General features: G+C 65.8%; 15 protein-coding genes and 1 pseudogene. 9 read left to right on the top strand and 7 right to left on the bottom strand.

The window, feature by feature from the left end; genetic code table 11:
* Nucleotides 1-7: 7 nt before the first annotated feature.
* Both AR540_RS17175 and gpmA read left to right on the top strand, forming a co-directional pair.
* Nucleotides 8-235: a hypothetical protein gene (locus AR540_RS17175; protein ID WP_059230425.1), complete on the top strand. Its 228-nt coding sequence runs from the start codon at nucleotides 8-10 to the stop codon at nucleotides 233-235.
* Nucleotides 236-506: 271 nt separating this feature from the next.
* Entirely contained in the window at nucleotides 507-1,253 is a 747-nt protein-coding gene (gene gpmA / locus AR540_RS17170) for a 2,3-diphosphoglycerate-dependent phosphoglycerate mutase (RefSeq protein ID WP_059230424.1), read from the top strand.
* Nucleotides 1,254-1,439: 186 nt separating this feature from the next.
* Here gpmA and AR540_RS17165 read toward each other — a convergent pair whose 3' ends face one another.
* From AR540_RS17165 to AR540_RS17150, 4 genes are all read right to left on the bottom strand, one after another.
* Nucleotides 1,440-2,414, bottom strand: a complete 975-nt coding sequence (locus tag AR540_RS17165; protein ID WP_059230423.1) for a YihY/virulence factor BrkB family protein — start codon at nucleotides 2,412-2,414, stop codon at nucleotides 1,440-1,442.
* A 78-nt stretch (nucleotides 2,415-2,492) separates the two neighbouring features.
* Nucleotides 2,493-3,335: a glycosyltransferase family 2 protein gene (locus AR540_RS17160; RefSeq protein WP_059230422.1), complete on the bottom strand. Its 843-nt coding sequence runs from the start codon at nucleotides 3,333-3,335 to the stop codon at nucleotides 2,493-2,495.
* On the bottom strand, nucleotides 3,332-4,369 hold the full coding sequence (locus AR540_RS17155; RefSeq protein WP_059231547.1) for a hypothetical protein: 1,038 nt from the start codon (nucleotides 4,367-4,369) through the stop codon (nucleotides 3,332-3,334). Before AR540_RS17155 ends, AR540_RS17160 begins: the two co-directional genes overlap by 4 nt.
* Entirely contained in the window at nucleotides 4,362-5,438 is a 1,077-nt protein-coding gene (locus AR540_RS17150; protein WP_059230421.1) for a glycosyltransferase, read from the bottom strand. Before AR540_RS17150 ends, AR540_RS17155 begins: the two co-directional genes overlap by 8 nt.
* A gap of 188 nt (nucleotides 5,439-5,626) precedes the next feature.
* Here AR540_RS17150 and AR540_RS17145 point away from each other — a divergent pair, with 188 nt between their 5' ends.
* Nucleotides 5,627-6,358 (top strand): glutathione S-transferase, encoded by a 732-nt coding sequence (locus AR540_RS17145; protein ID WP_059230420.1) that lies wholly within the window; start codon nucleotides 5,627-5,629, stop codon nucleotides 6,356-6,358.
* A 50-nt stretch (nucleotides 6,359-6,408) separates the two neighbouring features.
* Here AR540_RS17145 and AR540_RS17140 read toward each other — a convergent pair whose 3' ends face one another.
* On the bottom strand, nucleotides 6,409-6,600 hold the full coding sequence (locus tag AR540_RS17140) for a CsbD family protein (protein WP_059230419.1): 192 nt from the start codon (nucleotides 6,598-6,600) through the stop codon (nucleotides 6,409-6,411).
* A gap of 232 nt (nucleotides 6,601-6,832) precedes the next feature.
* Between AR540_RS17140 and gloA the strand changes: the two genes are divergently transcribed.
* The 3 genes from gloA to AR540_RS26230 all read left to right on the top strand — a co-directional run bounded on the left by gloA (nucleotide 6,833) and on the right by AR540_RS26230 (nucleotide 9,554).
* A complete protein-coding gene (gene gloA / locus AR540_RS17135; RefSeq protein WP_059230418.1) occupies nucleotides 6,833-7,357 on the top strand; it encodes a lactoylglutathione lyase in 525 nt (174 codons plus the stop codon).
* A gap of 183 nt (nucleotides 7,358-7,540) precedes the next feature.
* Entirely contained in the window at nucleotides 7,541-9,169 is a 1,629-nt protein-coding gene (locus AR540_RS17130; protein ID WP_082707036.1) for a methyl-accepting chemotaxis protein, read from the top strand.
* 262 nt (nucleotides 9,170-9,431) lie between these two features.
* Nucleotides 9,432-9,554 (top strand): hypothetical protein, encoded by a 123-nt coding sequence (locus tag AR540_RS26230; RefSeq protein WP_269085538.1) that lies wholly within the window; start codon nucleotides 9,432-9,434, stop codon nucleotides 9,552-9,554.
* Nucleotides 9,555-9,598: 44 nt separating this feature from the next.
* Here the strand turns inward: AR540_RS26230 and AR540_RS26620 are convergent, their stop codons facing one another.
* Nucleotides 9,599-10,462 carry a methyl-accepting chemotaxis protein gene (locus AR540_RS26620; RefSeq protein WP_442963805.1) on the bottom strand — a complete coding sequence of 288 codons (864 nt, stop codon included), beginning with the start codon at nucleotides 10,460-10,462 and terminating at the stop codon, nucleotides 9,599-9,601.
* Nucleotides 10,454-11,224, bottom strand: a pseudogene (locus tag AR540_RS26615) (MCP four helix bundle domain-containing protein); the annotation flags it as partial. The gene AR540_RS26620 and the pseudogene AR540_RS26615, both read right to left, overlap by 9 nt.
* 675 nt (nucleotides 11,225-11,899) lie before the next feature.
* Here AR540_RS26615 and AR540_RS17120 point away from each other — a divergent pair.
* From AR540_RS17120 to AR540_RS17110, 3 genes are all read left to right on the top strand, one after another.
* Entirely contained in the window at nucleotides 11,900-12,610 is a 711-nt protein-coding gene (locus AR540_RS17120) for a carbonic anhydrase (protein ID WP_059230415.1), read from the top strand.
* A gap of 223 nt (nucleotides 12,611-12,833) precedes the next feature.
* On the top strand, nucleotides 12,834-14,387 hold the full coding sequence (locus AR540_RS17115) for a SulP family inorganic anion transporter (protein WP_059230414.1): 1,554 nt from the start codon (nucleotides 12,834-12,836) through the stop codon (nucleotides 14,385-14,387).
* Nucleotides 14,388-14,910: 523 nt separating this feature from the next.
* On the top strand, nucleotides 14,911-15,186 hold the full coding sequence (locus tag AR540_RS17110) for an HU family DNA-binding protein (protein WP_059230413.1): 276 nt from the start codon (nucleotides 14,911-14,913) through the stop codon (nucleotides 15,184-15,186).
* Nucleotides 15,187-15,273: the final 87 nt, after the last annotated feature.

Below are 15,273 nucleotides of genomic sequence, written 5' to 3'. Positions count from 1 at the left end.
TAGACACATGAACATTCAAAATCAGGCCATCGCGGCCATGCAACACCTCCAGGCGGCCTTCGCGCCGTTCCAGTGCATCACCACCCCGGCTTCGCGCAAGGGCGGCTTCAGCTTCACCGTGATCGACGAGCGCGGTGTGGCCTGTCGCAGCGAGCGTCTCTACCCCGAGCAGTACAGTGCCGCTGCCGGTCTCGAGCGCGTCATCGAGCGCACCCGCCGCGCCTTGGCCGCTTAAGAACATGTTTACGATCTTTTGGACTGGAGCCAGGCAAGGCCAAAACAGCTGAGGAAGCGCCGTTTACACGTTGTAGATGAGCATTCCGAAGCTGTTTTTAAGGCCGTATGGCCGACGGCCAGGAGATCGTAAACAGGTTTTAAGACGCGTTACGAGTGCCGGATATGTCACGGTTTCCGTGACGCCGATGCCGGCAGCCTCCATCTGCGGTATGTTTGGCACAGCTTCGCGTAGGCGTGAGCCAAACAATGAATCCCAAGATGGAGGTCGCATGTCGCAAGTCGTATTCATCCGCCATGGCCAGTCGGCATGGAACCTGGAAAACCGCTTCAGTGGCTGGGCGGATGTGGATCTGACCGAACAGGGGATTCGCGAGGCTCACGAGGGCGGCAAGGCCCTCAAGGACGCCGGATTCCTGTTCGACGTGGCCCATGTCTCGGTGCTCAAACGCGCCGTGCGGACCCTGTGGCACGTGCAGGAAGGCATGGACCAGATGTGGCTGCCGGTGGTGAGCGACTGGCGCCTCAACGAGCGGCATTATGGCGGCCTGACCGGGCTGAACAAATCCGAGACCGCCGCCAAGTACGGCGAGGAGCAGGTGCTGGTGTGGCGTCGCAGCTACGACGTGCCGCCGCCCGAGCAGAGCGTCGAGGAGCAAAAGGCCCTGGCCGCCGATCCGCGCTACGCCGGTCTGTCGCTGGATCAGGTGCCGCGCACCGAGTGCCTCAAGGACTGCGTCGAGCGCGTCCTGCCCTACTGGAACGAGGTCCTGGCCCCGGCCATCCGTAGCGGCCAGCGCGTGCTGGTGGTCGCCCATGGCAATTCCATGCGCGCCCTGATCAAGTACCTGGACAACATCTCCGACAGCGACATCGTCGGCCTCAACATCCCCAACGGTGTGCCGCTGGTGTACGAGTTCGACGAGAACTTGAAGCCCACCAAGCACTACTACCTGGCCGACCCGGACGAGGTCGCCGCCAAGATGGCCGCCGTGGCCAATCAGGGCAAGGCGAAGTAGGGCGTCTTCGTTCTCTTTCATCGCGGCCATGGGCCGCTCCTACAGAGCTTGACGGTTTTGCAGGAACGGCCCATGGTCGCGATGAACCATGCATCCAGACCCGCAGGGTGAAAAACCGACTAGCGTTTTCCACAGCCAAGGTCGCAGGTGAGAGGTGGATGAGGCTGCGCCGTCATCCACCCTGCCTCAGGCCTGGCCGTTCGGGCGCTGCACCACCCGCGCATCTCCCACCACCCCCTCGTCCTGAGCGGCCTGGAGTTCCTCGTCGGCTTCCACGCCACCATCACCCGGGGTCTTCTCGCCCTTGTCCTTGCCGTCGTCGCTGTGGTGTTCGATCACGGCATTGATCTCCGCGCCGAACAGCAGCACCGCCGAGGAAATGTAGAAGTACAGCAGCAGCACGATGATGGCGCCGATACTGCCGTAGGTGGCGTTGTAGTTGGCGAAGTTCTGCACGTAGTAGCCAAAGCCCAGGGACGCCAGGATCCAGACCACAACCGCCAGCGCCGAGCCGGGGGTGATGAAGCGAAAGCTCTGCTTCACGTCCGGGGTGACGTAGTAGAGCGCCGCCACCGCGATCATCAGCAGGAACACCGCCAAGGGCCAGCGGATCAGCGCCCAGAGGGTCACCATGTAGTCTTCCAGGCCGACATAGGCGGCCAGCCAATTCATCACCTGGGGCCCGAGCACCATCAACGCCGCAGCGCTGAGCAGCAAGCCGGCCAGGCCGATGGTGTGCAGCACCGACAGGGGGATACGCTTCCAGGCCGGGCGACTTTCCACCACGTCGTAGGCGCTGTTCATGGCGGTCATCAGCGAGCGGAAGCCGCCGGAGGCGGACCAGAGGGCGATGATGATACTGAAGGACAGCAAACCGCCCTTCTGCGTCTGCAACTGGTCGATGATGGGATTGACGGTGTCCAGCGCACTGGTCGGCAGCAGGTAGGCGGCCTGTTCGCGCAGGAAGGTGAAGAAGTCCGGCAGGTGCAGGAAGCCGATCAGGGCGATCAGGAACAGCAAGAAGGGAAACAGCGAGAACAGCATCTGGTAGGCCAGGGCGGCCGCATAGGTGGGCATGTCGTCGGCGACGAATTCCTGGACGGCACGCTTGATGAGGGTGAACGGCGAAACGCCGCGCAGGCTGAAGGCGAACAAGGACATGGCGGCTCCTGACGTACGTTCCTCGAAAGGGATGCCTACCTTCAGAGTCGCACGGGCCCGGTTGGTTGCGCGCCGGCTTCAGAAGCCGGAGCCGGAGGCGTCCCGGCAGGCGGCGATCTCGGCGGCGCTGGGCATTCGCCTTTCTTCTATCCCGCGGCTTTCGTCGAAGTGGATGTAGCCGGCGGCAGCGAATTCATGCAGCCAGCCGTCCATGGGCCAAAGTCCCCAGCGCCCGTGGAAGCGCCGGGCGTTCGCCAGGATGCTGGTGAAGTGGTTGAGCGGCGGATGGTAGGTGGGATGGTACTGGTGGAAGGCGCGCGCCTCGGCCTGGTAGACGGGCACCGCCGCTGCGCAGGCGCGAAAGGCGAAGTCGGTATCCTCGCCGCCATAGCCGCGATAGCCTTCATCGAAGCCGCCGATACGCTGAAAGGTGGCACGGGTGCAGGCGAAATTCAGCGACCAGAACAGCGGATGGGGAATCGCCTCTCCAGCTGGACGATCCCGATGCAGCGGATGGACGACGCCAGTGGCGAGCAGCGCCTCCGGCGTCCAGCTACCCTCTGCGACACCGGCTGGCAGGTAATGAACGAAGCCCTGGTGCAACGCCGCTGGCCGCACCTGCAGGGCCTGGCGATAGGCGTCCAGCAGTTCCGGTGCTGGAATGCAGTCCACATCGAGAAACACCAGTTCCTCCCCCGGTGCGGCGGCCACGGCGGCATTGCGCGCGGCGGCCAGGGGCAGGATGCCGTCATCCTCGACGCCGAGCACCTGGATCGGAAAGCGCGGACTGTGCAGAACCCGCGCCGGCTCGTTCATCTGCACCACCACCAGGGCGGCCGGGGGCGTCGGGGCCAGCTCCAGGCCGCGGATCAGGTTGGCCAGTTGCCGTTCGCGATCATGGACCAGGGTCAGCACGATCATGCCAGCACCTCCCGAGCGACGGCCTGAATACAGGCGGCGGCGCGGCGAGCGCCTTCGCCGTCGCTTACGGCCACCCAGCGTTCCGGGTCGAGGTGGCGCGCCTGGGCCAACAAGCCGGGCCAGTCCTGCGCTGCCGGCCAGCGTTCGCGAGTGACGGCCAAGCCCTGGGCGGCCAGCAGGCGGCCCGTGGATAGTTGCTCATCGAAGGGCCGGGCGTCGGGCAGGCAAACGAAGCGACAGCGCAGGTCGGCCAGTTCCGCCACCAGGCTGTCACCGGCCGAGCCCACCACCACTTCGGCACTCGCCAGCCAGGGTGCGGGATCGGCGACGCTACCGGCGAACGTCAGGTTGACCGGCGCCAGGGTGGCGTCCTCCGCTATCGGGCCCAGCACCGTCCAGCGCCAGTCCGGGCAGCTCTGCGCGGCGGCGGCCAGGCGCGCGCGGCTGAAGGCCGTGCCGCCATGACCGGCGATGACAGTGACCGTGCCGGGCTCCCGCGCCATCGCAGGTACCTGCCCGGCATAGCGCGACAGGCTGCCGGCATAGCAGGTCTTGGCCCGCCAGGTGCCCGGGGTGCCAGGTTCTTCCAGGCACTCGGGATAGGGCGCCAGCAGGCGGCTGGCACAGGCATAGGCCAGTTCGTGGGCCGCGTCGAAGCGGCTGCCACGCTGGCGCAGATAGATCGTCGGCACGCCGCACAGGCGGGCCAATAGCGCCACTTCCACCGAGACGTCCACCACCAGCAGGCAGGGCCAGGCGTGGCGGAACCAGTCCACCAGCAGCCCCATGCGCTCGCGCAACCCCGCCACCCCCAGCGGGGCATAGTGCAGGCAGGCGAAGGCTTCGCCCTCGACGCCCGGCGCCACGTCGACCGGCAAGTGGCAGAGCTGGACGTTGGGCAGGTCCGCCTGCTCGGGCAGTCGACTGCCGAACAGGGTCAGGGGGCCATCGAAGGCCGCGGCGATGGCCAGGGCGCGGGTCACGTGGCCGGCACCGTGGTGGTGGGCGTAGTAACCGATGTTCAGCTCAGCCACGGGCCACCCTGCCGGCGGCGACATCGGCGAGCAGGCGCTCGTAGCGGTCGATCATCAGCCGATGGCTCCACTGGGCCTCGGCCCGCGCCCGGCACGCCTCGCGGGACAGCGACAGGGCCTCGCGCAGCGCCGCCGCCAGGGCCGGCACGTCGCCGGGCGGGGCCAGAGCGCCGGTCTCGGCGGTGAGCAGCTCGGGCAACGCCCCCCGGGCGATGGCGGCGACCGGCGTGCCACAGGCCAGGGCCTCGGCGACGATCAGGCCGAAGGGTTCGTCCCAGCAGGGGGTGACCAGGCAGGCCCGCGCCTGGGCCACCTCGGCGGCCAGGGCAGTGCGGTCCAGGTGGCCGAGATAGACCGCCTGCTCGCCGAGCCGCGCCTCGATCTCCTGGCGAAAGTAGCGCTCGTCGGTGGCCTGGCCCGCGAGGCGCAGCGGCACGCCCGCCTCGCGGGCGGCGTCCAGTGCCAGGTGCGGGCCCTTGTCGGGCACCAGGCGACCGAACCAGAGGGCATGCTCGCCAATCGGCGCGCTGCCCGGACGCCAGGCGGCGAGATCGATGCCGTTGGGAATCACGTGGCAGCCTGGCGCCAGCTGCGCCCAGCTGTCCGCATTGGCCTGGGAGACGGTGCAGTAATGGCCGCCACCGCGCCGATGCAGCTCACCGATGGCGTTGATCAGCTCGAAGAACGGCGGGGTGTGCAGCACGGTGAGCATGGGGGTGCGGATCAGCCCGGACATGGTCACCGGCACGTAGTGCAGGGAATTGTTGAAGACGACGTCGAAGCCGTAGCCATCGATGCGCTGCATGCAGTCGAGATAGCCGTGGTGCTCGTCGAGATACTCGGAGCTGAGCACGTTGCGCTTGCGCCGGCAGCCATCCGCGCCGTAGTTGCCGTCGTCGAGGATGGGCACTACCTCCAGCTCGGGCGCCGAGGCGGAGCTGGCGAACAGGGTCACCGCATGGCCGCGCTCGCGCAATTGCAGGGTGATGTCGTAGGTGAAGGCCTCGAGGCCGCCGGCGAAGGGCTGCCGGACCGGATGTTTCACGTGGGTAAGAATGCCTATGCGCATGGAACCGTCCGCCCGTTGTTGCCCCGTCATCCCACCGTCCTCATGACCAGCCGCTGGTTGATAGGAGTCTCAGGGATGGGAATTGGTTGTGCGCTTCGTCGTGAAAGGCGTGCGGCGGGCAAACCTTCGAACCGACCCGAGGGTCACGACTCCTGGATCCGTAAATCTGGCAGACGACGGAGGTTCCCATGCGTTACGAACTGCACTACTGGCCCAGCATCCAGGGCCGCGGCGAATTCGTCCGGCTGGCGCTCGAGGAGGCTGGCGCCGACTATCTCGATGTCGGCAATGCGCCGGAGGGCGAAGGCCTCGGCGTAGCGGCCGTGGAGGACTACCTGCAGGGCAAGAAGACCCGCCGCCCGCCCTTCGCCCCGCCCTTCTTGAAAGCCGGCGACGAGATGGTCTCCCACGTCGCCAACATCCTCCAGTACCTGGGCCCGCGCCTGGATCTGGTGCCGGCCGACGAGGAATCGCAGTTCTGGGTCCACGGCCTGCAGCTGACCATCACCGATCTCACCGCCGAGGCCCATGACGTCCATCATCCGGTGGCCATCTCCCTCACCTATGAAGAGCAGCAGGAGGAAGCGCGGCGGCGCGCCAAGGCCTTCGCCGGCGAGCGCATCCGCACCTACCTGAGCTACTTCGAGCGGGTGCTGGGCTACAACCCGGCCGGCGACACCTGGCTGGTGGGCGACCGCCGCTCCTACGTCGACCTGTCGCTCTTCCAGGTAGTGGCCGGCCTGACCTACGCCTTCCCCAACGCCATGCGCCGCCTGACGCCGGAGATTCCCCGGGTACTGGGCGTGGCCGAGCGCGTGGCGACCCTGCCCAACATCGCCACCTATCTCGCCTCGCCGCGCCGCCTGCCGTTCAGCGAAAACGGCATCTTCCGGCATTATCCAGAGCTGGACCCGGCCTGACGGGCAAAAGAAAAGGCCGCCCGCAGGCGGCCCTTTCAGAATGGCTGGGATCAGGCGCGATCGATGGTGTTCTTGATCGCGTCCTTGCCTTTGCCGACGTTCTTCTGCAGTTTGCCTTCGGCTTCCTGGGCACGACCTTCGCCTTTCATGCGCGAATTGTCGGTGGCTTCGCCGACGCCTTGCTTGATCTTGCCGGCCACTTCTTTGGCGGTACCCTTGATCTTGTCGCTGGTGCTGCTCATATCAGTCTCCTTGGGATCGCACAGGCAGTGCGCTTGTAAAATCCGACTGCGGCTCTAGCCGGGTGGTTTCGACCATTCGTCGCACAGCGCAGCGGCTAAAGGTATCCAAGCGTGTTTGGGCGCCGGCCGCAGGAGCCTTTAGACTTCCCACCCTTTTCGTGAGCGACCACCCTGGCGGGAACGTTGCGCAGGGTCGCCTCTCCAATTTCCACACCCTCACAGGAGAATCCTGATGTCGCTGAGCCAATTCGATAAGCTGCCGGGCGTGACCGCCCAGCCGGACGCCGCCACCCGGGAGTTCGTCTTCAACCACACCATGCTGCGGGTCAAGAACCTGGAAACCTCTCTGGATTTCTATACCCGCGTGCTGGGCTTCACCGTGGTCGACCACAAGGACTTTCCCGATGCCAAGTTCAGCCTGACCTTCCTCGCCCTGGTCGATCGCAACCAGGTGCCGGCTGATCCGGAAGCCCGCCAGCGCTGGCGCAAGTCCACCCCGGGCATCCTCGAGCTGACCCACAACCACGGTACCGAGAACGACGCCGAATTCAGCTATCACAACGGCAACAGCGATCCGCGCGGCTTCGGTCATACCTGCGTGGCGGTCCCGGACATCCGCGCCGCCTGCGAACGCTTCGAACAGCTGGGCGTGGCCTTCCAAAAGCGCCTGACCGACGGCAGCATGAAGGAAATCGCCTTCATCAAGGACCCCGACGGCTACTGGGTCGAGGTCATCCAGTTCACCCCGCTGTCCTGATCCCTCCGGGCCCGGCGTTCGTCGGGCCCTATCGCTCCTGGATATCCGACGACTCTTCAGCCCCTTACTGCTACCGACTGGCCCTTGGCTGTCGACGCCCGCTCAAGCTCTGCGCTCTGCTGACGAAAAATAATACAAAAGGCGCATTGTGCGCTTCACGCTTTCGTCACCAGGAAAATAGTCATGCAAAGAACAACTAGAATCCGTACCGGGATGTACAGCGTGCTCAGCCTGTTCGTCGCCTGCCTGCTGCTGGCCTGCCTCTATGGCTGGATCAGCGCCCGGGCCAGCGCCCAGCAGGTTCGCGAGCTGGATAGTCTGACCATGGAGCAGCTGGACAAGGTCAACAACGCCGCCACCTGGATCAGCCGGGCCAGCGCCAACTCCCATACCGCCATGCTCGACCGTGTCAACGGCGATCCGGCCAAGGCCGAGAAGGGCGTGAAACTGGCGCTGGAGCGCCTGGACATCGCCCGCAAGCTGATCACCGACATGCAGGTCACGGTCAGCGAGACCAAGCTGCGCGGGCAGATCGACGCCATGCTGCAGGCCTTCGATGGCTATCGGACGGTCGTCGAGAATCAGATCGCCGCCTGTCGCGCCGGCGATCTGCCCGGCTACATTCGCATCAGCGACGGCGCCAAGGATGCCAGCGCCGCCTTCGCCAATACCCGGCAGGTCTTCACCGACGAGGTCACCGGACGCATCGCCGCCACCCTCGCCGCCTCCGACAGCCGCGTCTTCCAGGCGCAGATCGGCAGCCTGCTGCTGGTCGGCCTGACCCTGCTGCTGGCGGTGCTGTCCGGCTGGTTCATTGCCCGCCGGGTGCTGGCCCCGCTGCGCGAGGCCGGCGAGCACTTCGCCGCCATGAGCACTGGCGACCTCACCCAACGCATCGAGGTCCGCAGCCATGACGAGATCGGCCAGCTGTTCGCCGGCCTGGTCACCCTGCAGACCAGCCAGCGCGATACCCTGGCCCAGCTCAACCGCACCGCCGAGCAACTCGACACGGCTGCCCAGGAACTGGGCCAGGTGACCGCCGAGAGCAATCGCACCCTCAACCAGCAGCAACAGGAGTTGGAACAGGCCGTGACCGCGGTGACGGAAATGACCACCGCCGTGGAAGAGGTGGCGCGCAATGCCGCCTCCACCTCCGACACCGCCCGCGAATCCGATCGCCTGGCCGCCGGCAGCCGCAGCCAGGTGTCCCAAGTGCTCAACGAACTGCACACCATGCAGACCACGGTCAACGAAAGCGAGGCCGTCATCGCCAACCTGGCGCAACAGGCCAATCAGATCGGCAAGGTGCTCGACGTGATCCGCGCGGTGTCCGAGCAGACCAACCTCCTGGCGCTCAACGCGGCCATCGAGGCCGCTCGCGCCGGCGATGCCGGTCGAGGTTTCGCCGTGGTGGCCGACGAGGTGCGCAGCCTCGCCCACCGTACCCGCGAATCGACGCTGGAAATCGAGCAGATGATCGGCAACATCCAGGCGGGTACCGGTTCGGCGGTGGCCGCCATCCAGCGCAGCAATGCCCTGGCCGGCACCACCCTGAGCACCACCGAACGCACCGGCGAGAGCCTGGAGCACATCTTCGTCGCCATCAGCGACATCAACGAGCGCAACCTGGTCATCGCCAGCGCCGCCGAGGAACAGGCCCAGGTGGCGCGCGAGGTGGATCGCAACCTGATCAACATTCGCGAACTGGCGGCCGTCTCCAAGAACGGTGCCGACCAGATCGAGACCTCCAGCCGCCAGCTCGCCGAATTGACTCGCGAAATCCACGGCCTGGCGGCGCGCTTCCGCGTCTGATGGGCCCTGCGCCGACGCCGTCTTCCACCGGCTCGGCGCAGGAGTGCTCAAGGCTGAGCCGAAGCCACCCTGACGCCCGGGTCAGCTTCGGCAAGCACGGGCCCACCCTCCTCGGCTAGCCCTTCTGCCCAGCGCTTTATCTCGCTGGGCTTTACGCATCTTTGCGCTTTCTTGACATGACGCTGTGCCTCGGCTGATGGACAATTCGTCCTACGGAGCCCTGTGGCTCCCGACTCCTTTCCCGAGCCTTGAGAGAATCGTCATGCCGACCATTTCGCGTCCCGGCGCCGGCAAGGCGCTGTCCCTGTTGCTTTCCGCGGTGTTCACGCCCTTCGGCCTGCTGATGGCGCTGACCGTGGTGTTGCAACTGCTGTCCCCGCGTTGAAAGCCTGACCCGGCGGCGGCGCTCCAGGCGCCGCCGCCGGGGTTTCACAGGCGGAAGCGCGCCACCATGCCGTTGAGGTCGATGGCCAGGCGCGACAGCTCGGCACTGGCGGCACTGGACTGCTCGGCGCCTGCCGCGGTCTGGATCGACAGTTCGCGGATGTTCACCAGGTTGCGATCCACCTCGCGGGCGACCTGCGCCTGCTCCTCCGCCGCGCTGGCGATCACCAGGTTGCGCTCGTTGATGGCCCCGATGGCCCCATGGATACGCTCCAGGGCGTTGCCCGCGCCGCGGGCCACCGCCAGGGTACCCTGCGCTCGCTCGGTACTGCTGCGCATGGCGGCCACGGCCTGACCGGTACCCTGCTGGATGGTGCCGATGGAGGTCTCGATCTCGCGGGTCGATTCCTGGGTGCGATGGGCCAGCGCCCGTACCTCGTCGGCCACCACCGCGAAGCCTCTTCCGGCCTCGCCAGCGCGAGCCGCCTCGATGGCCGCGTTGAGCGCCAGCAGATTGGTCTGCTCGGCCACGCTGCGGATCACATCCAGGACCTTGCCGATGTCGTTGACCTGCAGGGCCAGGTCGCCCACCAGGGTGGCGCCGTGCTGGACGTCGTCGCTCATGGTGTCGATGGCACCCACGGTCTCCTGCACCAGGTCGCGGCCTTCCCGGGCCACGCCCGCGGACTCCTGCGAAGCCTGGGAGGTGCTCACGGCATTGCGCGCCACCTCATCCACCGCCGAGGACATCTGGGTCACCGCGGTGGCGGCCTGTTCGATCTCGGCGTTCTGCCGCTGCAGGCCGCGGGTGGATTCCTCGGTCACCGCATTGAGTTCTTCCGCCGCCGAGGCGAGCTGGGTGGCGGAGCCGAGGATGCCCTGCAGGGTCTGGCGTAGCTGGCCCTGCATGGTCTTCATGGCCTGCAGCAGCCGTGCGGCCTCGTCGCGACCTTCGCTATGGATCTCCGCGGTGAGGTCACCGGTGGCGATCACCTCGGCCACCTGCACGGCCCGGGCGATCGGCTGGGTGATGCTGCGGATCAGCAGCCAGGCGAACACCAGGGTCAGCAGCGCCGTGGCGACCAGTAGCGTCACCAGCCATTGCATGGCACGGCCATAGTCGGCTGCCGCCAGGGCGTTGGCCGCTGCGGTCTGCTTATCGACCAGGTCGGTAAGCTGCTTGAGCACGGCGTTCACCGCGTCGGAATTGGCCAGCAGGTCTTCGTTGAGCAATTGCCGTAGCGGCTCCAGCTGGCTGGCGGCGGAATAGGCCAGCATGCGCTGCTGCAGGCTGGCGTACTGGCTTATCAGCTGTTGGTAGCGGGCGTAGGCATCGCGCTCCTCGCCAGCCTGGATAAGATCCTCATAGCGCTGCTGGGCGGCGCGCATCTGGCCATTGCGCTGGTCGAACAGCGCGGTGGTCTTGGCGATGATCTCCGGCTCGCGGTTGAGCAGCAGGCGGTAGGAGAGCACCCGCAGGCGCAGGGTCAGGGCGGTCAGCTCGTCGAGGGCGGCGACGCGTGGCATGGAGCGCTGCTCAATGGCGAGCCCCGAGGCGCGGATGTCGTTCATCTTGACCAGGGCAGTGCCGCCGAGCAGCAACAGCAGAAGGCCGATGAAGGCGAAGCCGAGCGATGCACGGCGAGCGATGGAAAGGTTGCGAAGGGACATGGACTGCCTCCAGTGAGCCGGAAAGCTCACCTATCGACCGGGAGAAGCAGATCCTGAGGCCCGATTGGCCAAGGGATTCGCCCACTCCGGCGGCCGGTCCATGCAGCAAAAGCGCGGAACCCTTGTCCCATAGGGGATAGCGCCTTTTTGAAAGCCTGGTGAAAGCTTGGACTGCGGCGCTGTGCCACAGGTCACAAGCCGCGGAGAAAAGCGGGGAAGAGCGGTGAATGTGCGCCAGCGGCATTGCGTTCACACTTTCGCATATCTCTCGCAAGCCCCTGATCGGCAAGGAGAAAACCCTCACCTAGCGCAATTCACGTTTTCTTCACGGCGAAAGGCGCAATTCAGCGGCGAATTGTCGGCTTCGTGTGGATAAAAGTACGAATGTCTTAGATCATGCAGGGATAATGGCGGGATGATCTCAGTATAAGTTTGAAATATCTTCCGCGTTGTAGGTCACGAGAGATTCTTTCAACGTGGATTAAGGTTGTTTCCAACAGGATGCGAGACCGGGGTGCCCGAAGGTGCCTCAAGCAGGCAAGGGATCGCCGCGGAACGACGTCACCAGAGCCCGAGATGGCCGGGGCGTATCGAGGCGAGGCCGGGGGGCGTCTAGCCATTAACCAGCGCTTGCCGCTGCCATTGCGTACTTGCTTGAGAAGAGGTCAGAAACAGATGAGCGACAACACCGATACCACCCACGGCAAGCCCGACGAGGCCCTGCTGCAACTGGTCGATGGTTTCAAGCGTTTCCGCCACGATGTCTTTCCGGAACAGGAGGCGCTGTTCAAGAAGCTCGCCAATGCGCAGTCGCCCAAGGCCATGTTCATCACCTGCGCCGATTCGCGGATCGTGCCCGAGCTGATCACCCAGAGTTCGCCGGGCGATCTCTTCGTCACCCGTAACGTCGGCAACGTGGTACCGCCCTATGGCCAGATGAACGGCGGCGTTTCTACCGCCATCGAATACGCGGTCGTGGCGCTGGGCGTGAAGCACATCATCATCTGCGGCCACTCCGACTGTGGCGCCATGAAGGCGGTGCTCAACCCCGATCCGCTGGAAAAGATGCCCACGGTGAAGGCCTGGCTGCGCCATGCCGAAGTCGCTCGTACCGTGGTCGAAGACCATAGCCATTGCGATTGCGGCCACGGCGGCACCCTGGGCTTCCTGACCGAAGAGAACGTGGTCGCCCAACTGGTCCACCTGCGGACCCACCCTTCGGTGGCCTCGCGCCTGGCCAGCGGCCAGCTGCAGATCCATGGCTGGGTCTATTCCATCGAAACCAGCGAGATCAAGGCCTACGACGCCCAGCAGGAGCGCTTCCTGCCCCTGGACGGCGAGAACATGCCGGTCGCCACCCCGCGGCCGCGCCTGCAACCGGTCTGATCCGGCGCAGCTGCCCGGTGAAGCCTGGCTTCCCGGCAGCCGCCCTCCCGGCGGGTCCCCCGGACCTGCCGCCATAACTACAGCGCGCAGCGCCGGGCACGCCCGAACGGGGCTCCACGGGACTCGCCCACCGATTTGAACTCTGCCTGGAACGCACCGTGTCATACGACGTGATATGACACGCGAGCACCCTTCTATCCCGAGTCGCTGGAGGACTAGGACCATGCTTGCCAATCAACCAACCCCCGGGCGCAGCCTGTCGCGCGATGCCCTGGCCTCCCTGGTGGTATTCCTGGTCGCCCTGCCGCTGTGCATGGGCATCGCCATCGCCTCCGGCATGCCGCCGGCCAAGGGCATCATCACCGGCATCATCGGTGGCCTGGTGGTCGGCTTTCTCGCCGGCTCGCCGCTCCAGGTCAGCGGTCCGGCCGCCGGCCTGGTGGTGCTGGTGTTCGACCTGATCAATCGCCATGGCATCGAAGCCCTGGGGCCGGTGCTGCTGCTGGCCGGCCTGTTGCAGCTGGTCGCCGGCTTCACCCGCCTGGGCGCCTGGTTCCGCGTCACTTCACCCGCGGTCGTTTACGGCATGTTGGCCGGTATCGGCATCCTCATCGTGCTTTCGCAATTGCACGTGATGCTGGACGCCAAGCCGGCAGCGTCGGGGCTATCCAACCTGCTGGCCTTCCCCGGTGCCGCGGTGGAGGCCGCCAGCCAGTGGAACGGCAGCGGCAGTGGCGCCCAGGCGGCCCTGATCGGCCTGCTGACCATCGCCAGCATGTGGCTGTGGGAAAAATTCCGCCCCCAGACCCTGAGATTCCTGCCTGGCGCCCTGATCGGCGTGACCCTGGCGACCCTGGCCAGTCTCTGGCTGGCCCTGGACATCCGCCGCGTCGAGGTACCCAACAACCTGACCGACGCCATCGACTGGGTGACCTTCGCCGACCTCGCCATGCTGGCCAACGCCGAGCTGGTGGTGGCCGCCCTGGCGCTGGCCTTCATCGCCAGCGCCGAGACCCTGCTCTCCGCCGCTGCGGTGGATCGCATGCACAATGGTCCGCGCTCGCACTTCGACCGCGAGCTGGGCGCCCAGGGCGTAGGCAACCTGCTGTGCGGCGCGGTAGGCGCCCTGCCGATGACCGGGGTCATCGTGCGCAGCTCGGCCAACGTCCAGGCCGGTGCCACCAGCCGGGCCTCCACCATCTTCCACGGTCTCTGGCTGCTGGCCTTCGTCGCCGCCCTGCCCTTCGTGCTCAAGCTGGTTCCCGTGGCGAGCCTGGCCGGGGTGCTGGTGTTCACCGGGGTCAAGCTGGCCGATCCCAAGTCGCTGACCGGACTCAAGCGTTATGGTCGGGCGCCCATGGCCATCTATGCGCTGACCGCGCTGATGATCGTCGCCACCGACCTGCTGACCGGGGTGCTGGTGGGCTTCGGCCTGTCCATCGCCTTCCTGGCGATCAAGGCGGCGCAGCTCAAGGTCAGCCTCACCTATCGCGAGGACGATCCGCAGCAGGCCGAACTGCGCCTGGTGGGCGCCGCCACCTTCCTTCGCGTGCCCCAGCTGACCAAGGTGCTGGAACAGGTCGCGCCGGGCACTACCCTGCACGTGCCGCTGGATCGGGTGTCCTACATCGATCACGCCTGCATGGAGCTGCTGGAAGATTGGGGCCGCACCCAGGCCAGCAATGGCATGCGCCTGGTGATCGAACCCAAGGCCCTGGAACGCCGACTGGAAGGCCAGGCCCCCGCCAGTCAGACCGTGATGCCGATCCAGGCATAGTTCCGCGCCATTGCGCTGGAGCGTCCGCGCGACGCTCCAGCGGTCTTGCTGACCGCTCCCCAGCCGACGATCACCGATGCCGAGTCCAGGCTGCGACCTGGCGTGGCGCTCGTCACGACGTCCGTTCATGAGCCAGGCCCGCAGCGCCTTTCCCCGGCGCGTCATTTCACCCGCGAGTCCATCGCCCGCGCACTCCCGGTCCGGCTGTTCACAGTGCCCGGCTAGAGCCCTTGCCGTGAAAACGGCGGACCTTCGCCATCCGCCGAGCGGCGGACATTTCGTCCACGAGCGGTGCGTAGAATGCTGCACAGTTGGCGAAGACGGCATCAGTCATCCTACCAACGGCTAATAGTCTGCTAATTAACTTTCGCTTGTGCTTGCTTTGCCTTATAACGCTATCTGGTTCGACTTTTGTCGCACCAACGTTATTGGTGTCGGGCCACCCTCTACCTTGGGGGAATCGCTTTGCCAGGAGAGCCATGCGAGGCCCGCACGGCTAAAAATGACTCCACGAGAGGTAGTTATGCGCAAGCCAGAACTGGCAACTGTCATCGCTGAAAAAGTCGGACTTCCAAAGGAACAGGCCAACACCGTGCTCAACACGCTGTTGGACGAGATCGCGAACGCGCTGCACCGCAAGGACAGCGTGACGCTGGTCGGCTTCGGTACCTTCCTGCCGCGTCACCGCGGCGCCCGCATGGGGAAGAATCCCCAGACCGGCGAACCGGTCAAGATCCGGGCGAGCAACACGGTGGCGTTCAAGCCTGGCAAGGCGCTGAAGGACAGCATCGAAGGCTGAATCGCGTGGCAGGGATGGCCGCTACAGCCAAAAGGCATCGCTCCAGCGATGCCTTTTTTGTTGCCATTTATTACCATCAGGATGAGG

Source organism: Pseudomonas sp. EpS/L25 (assembly GCF_001512295.1).
Lineage (GTDB): Bacteria > Pseudomonadota > Gammaproteobacteria > Pseudomonadales > Pseudomonadaceae > Chryseomonas.
The sequence above is the reverse complement of the archived record's forward strand: the minus strand, read 5'-3'. Positions and strand labels throughout refer to the sequence as shown.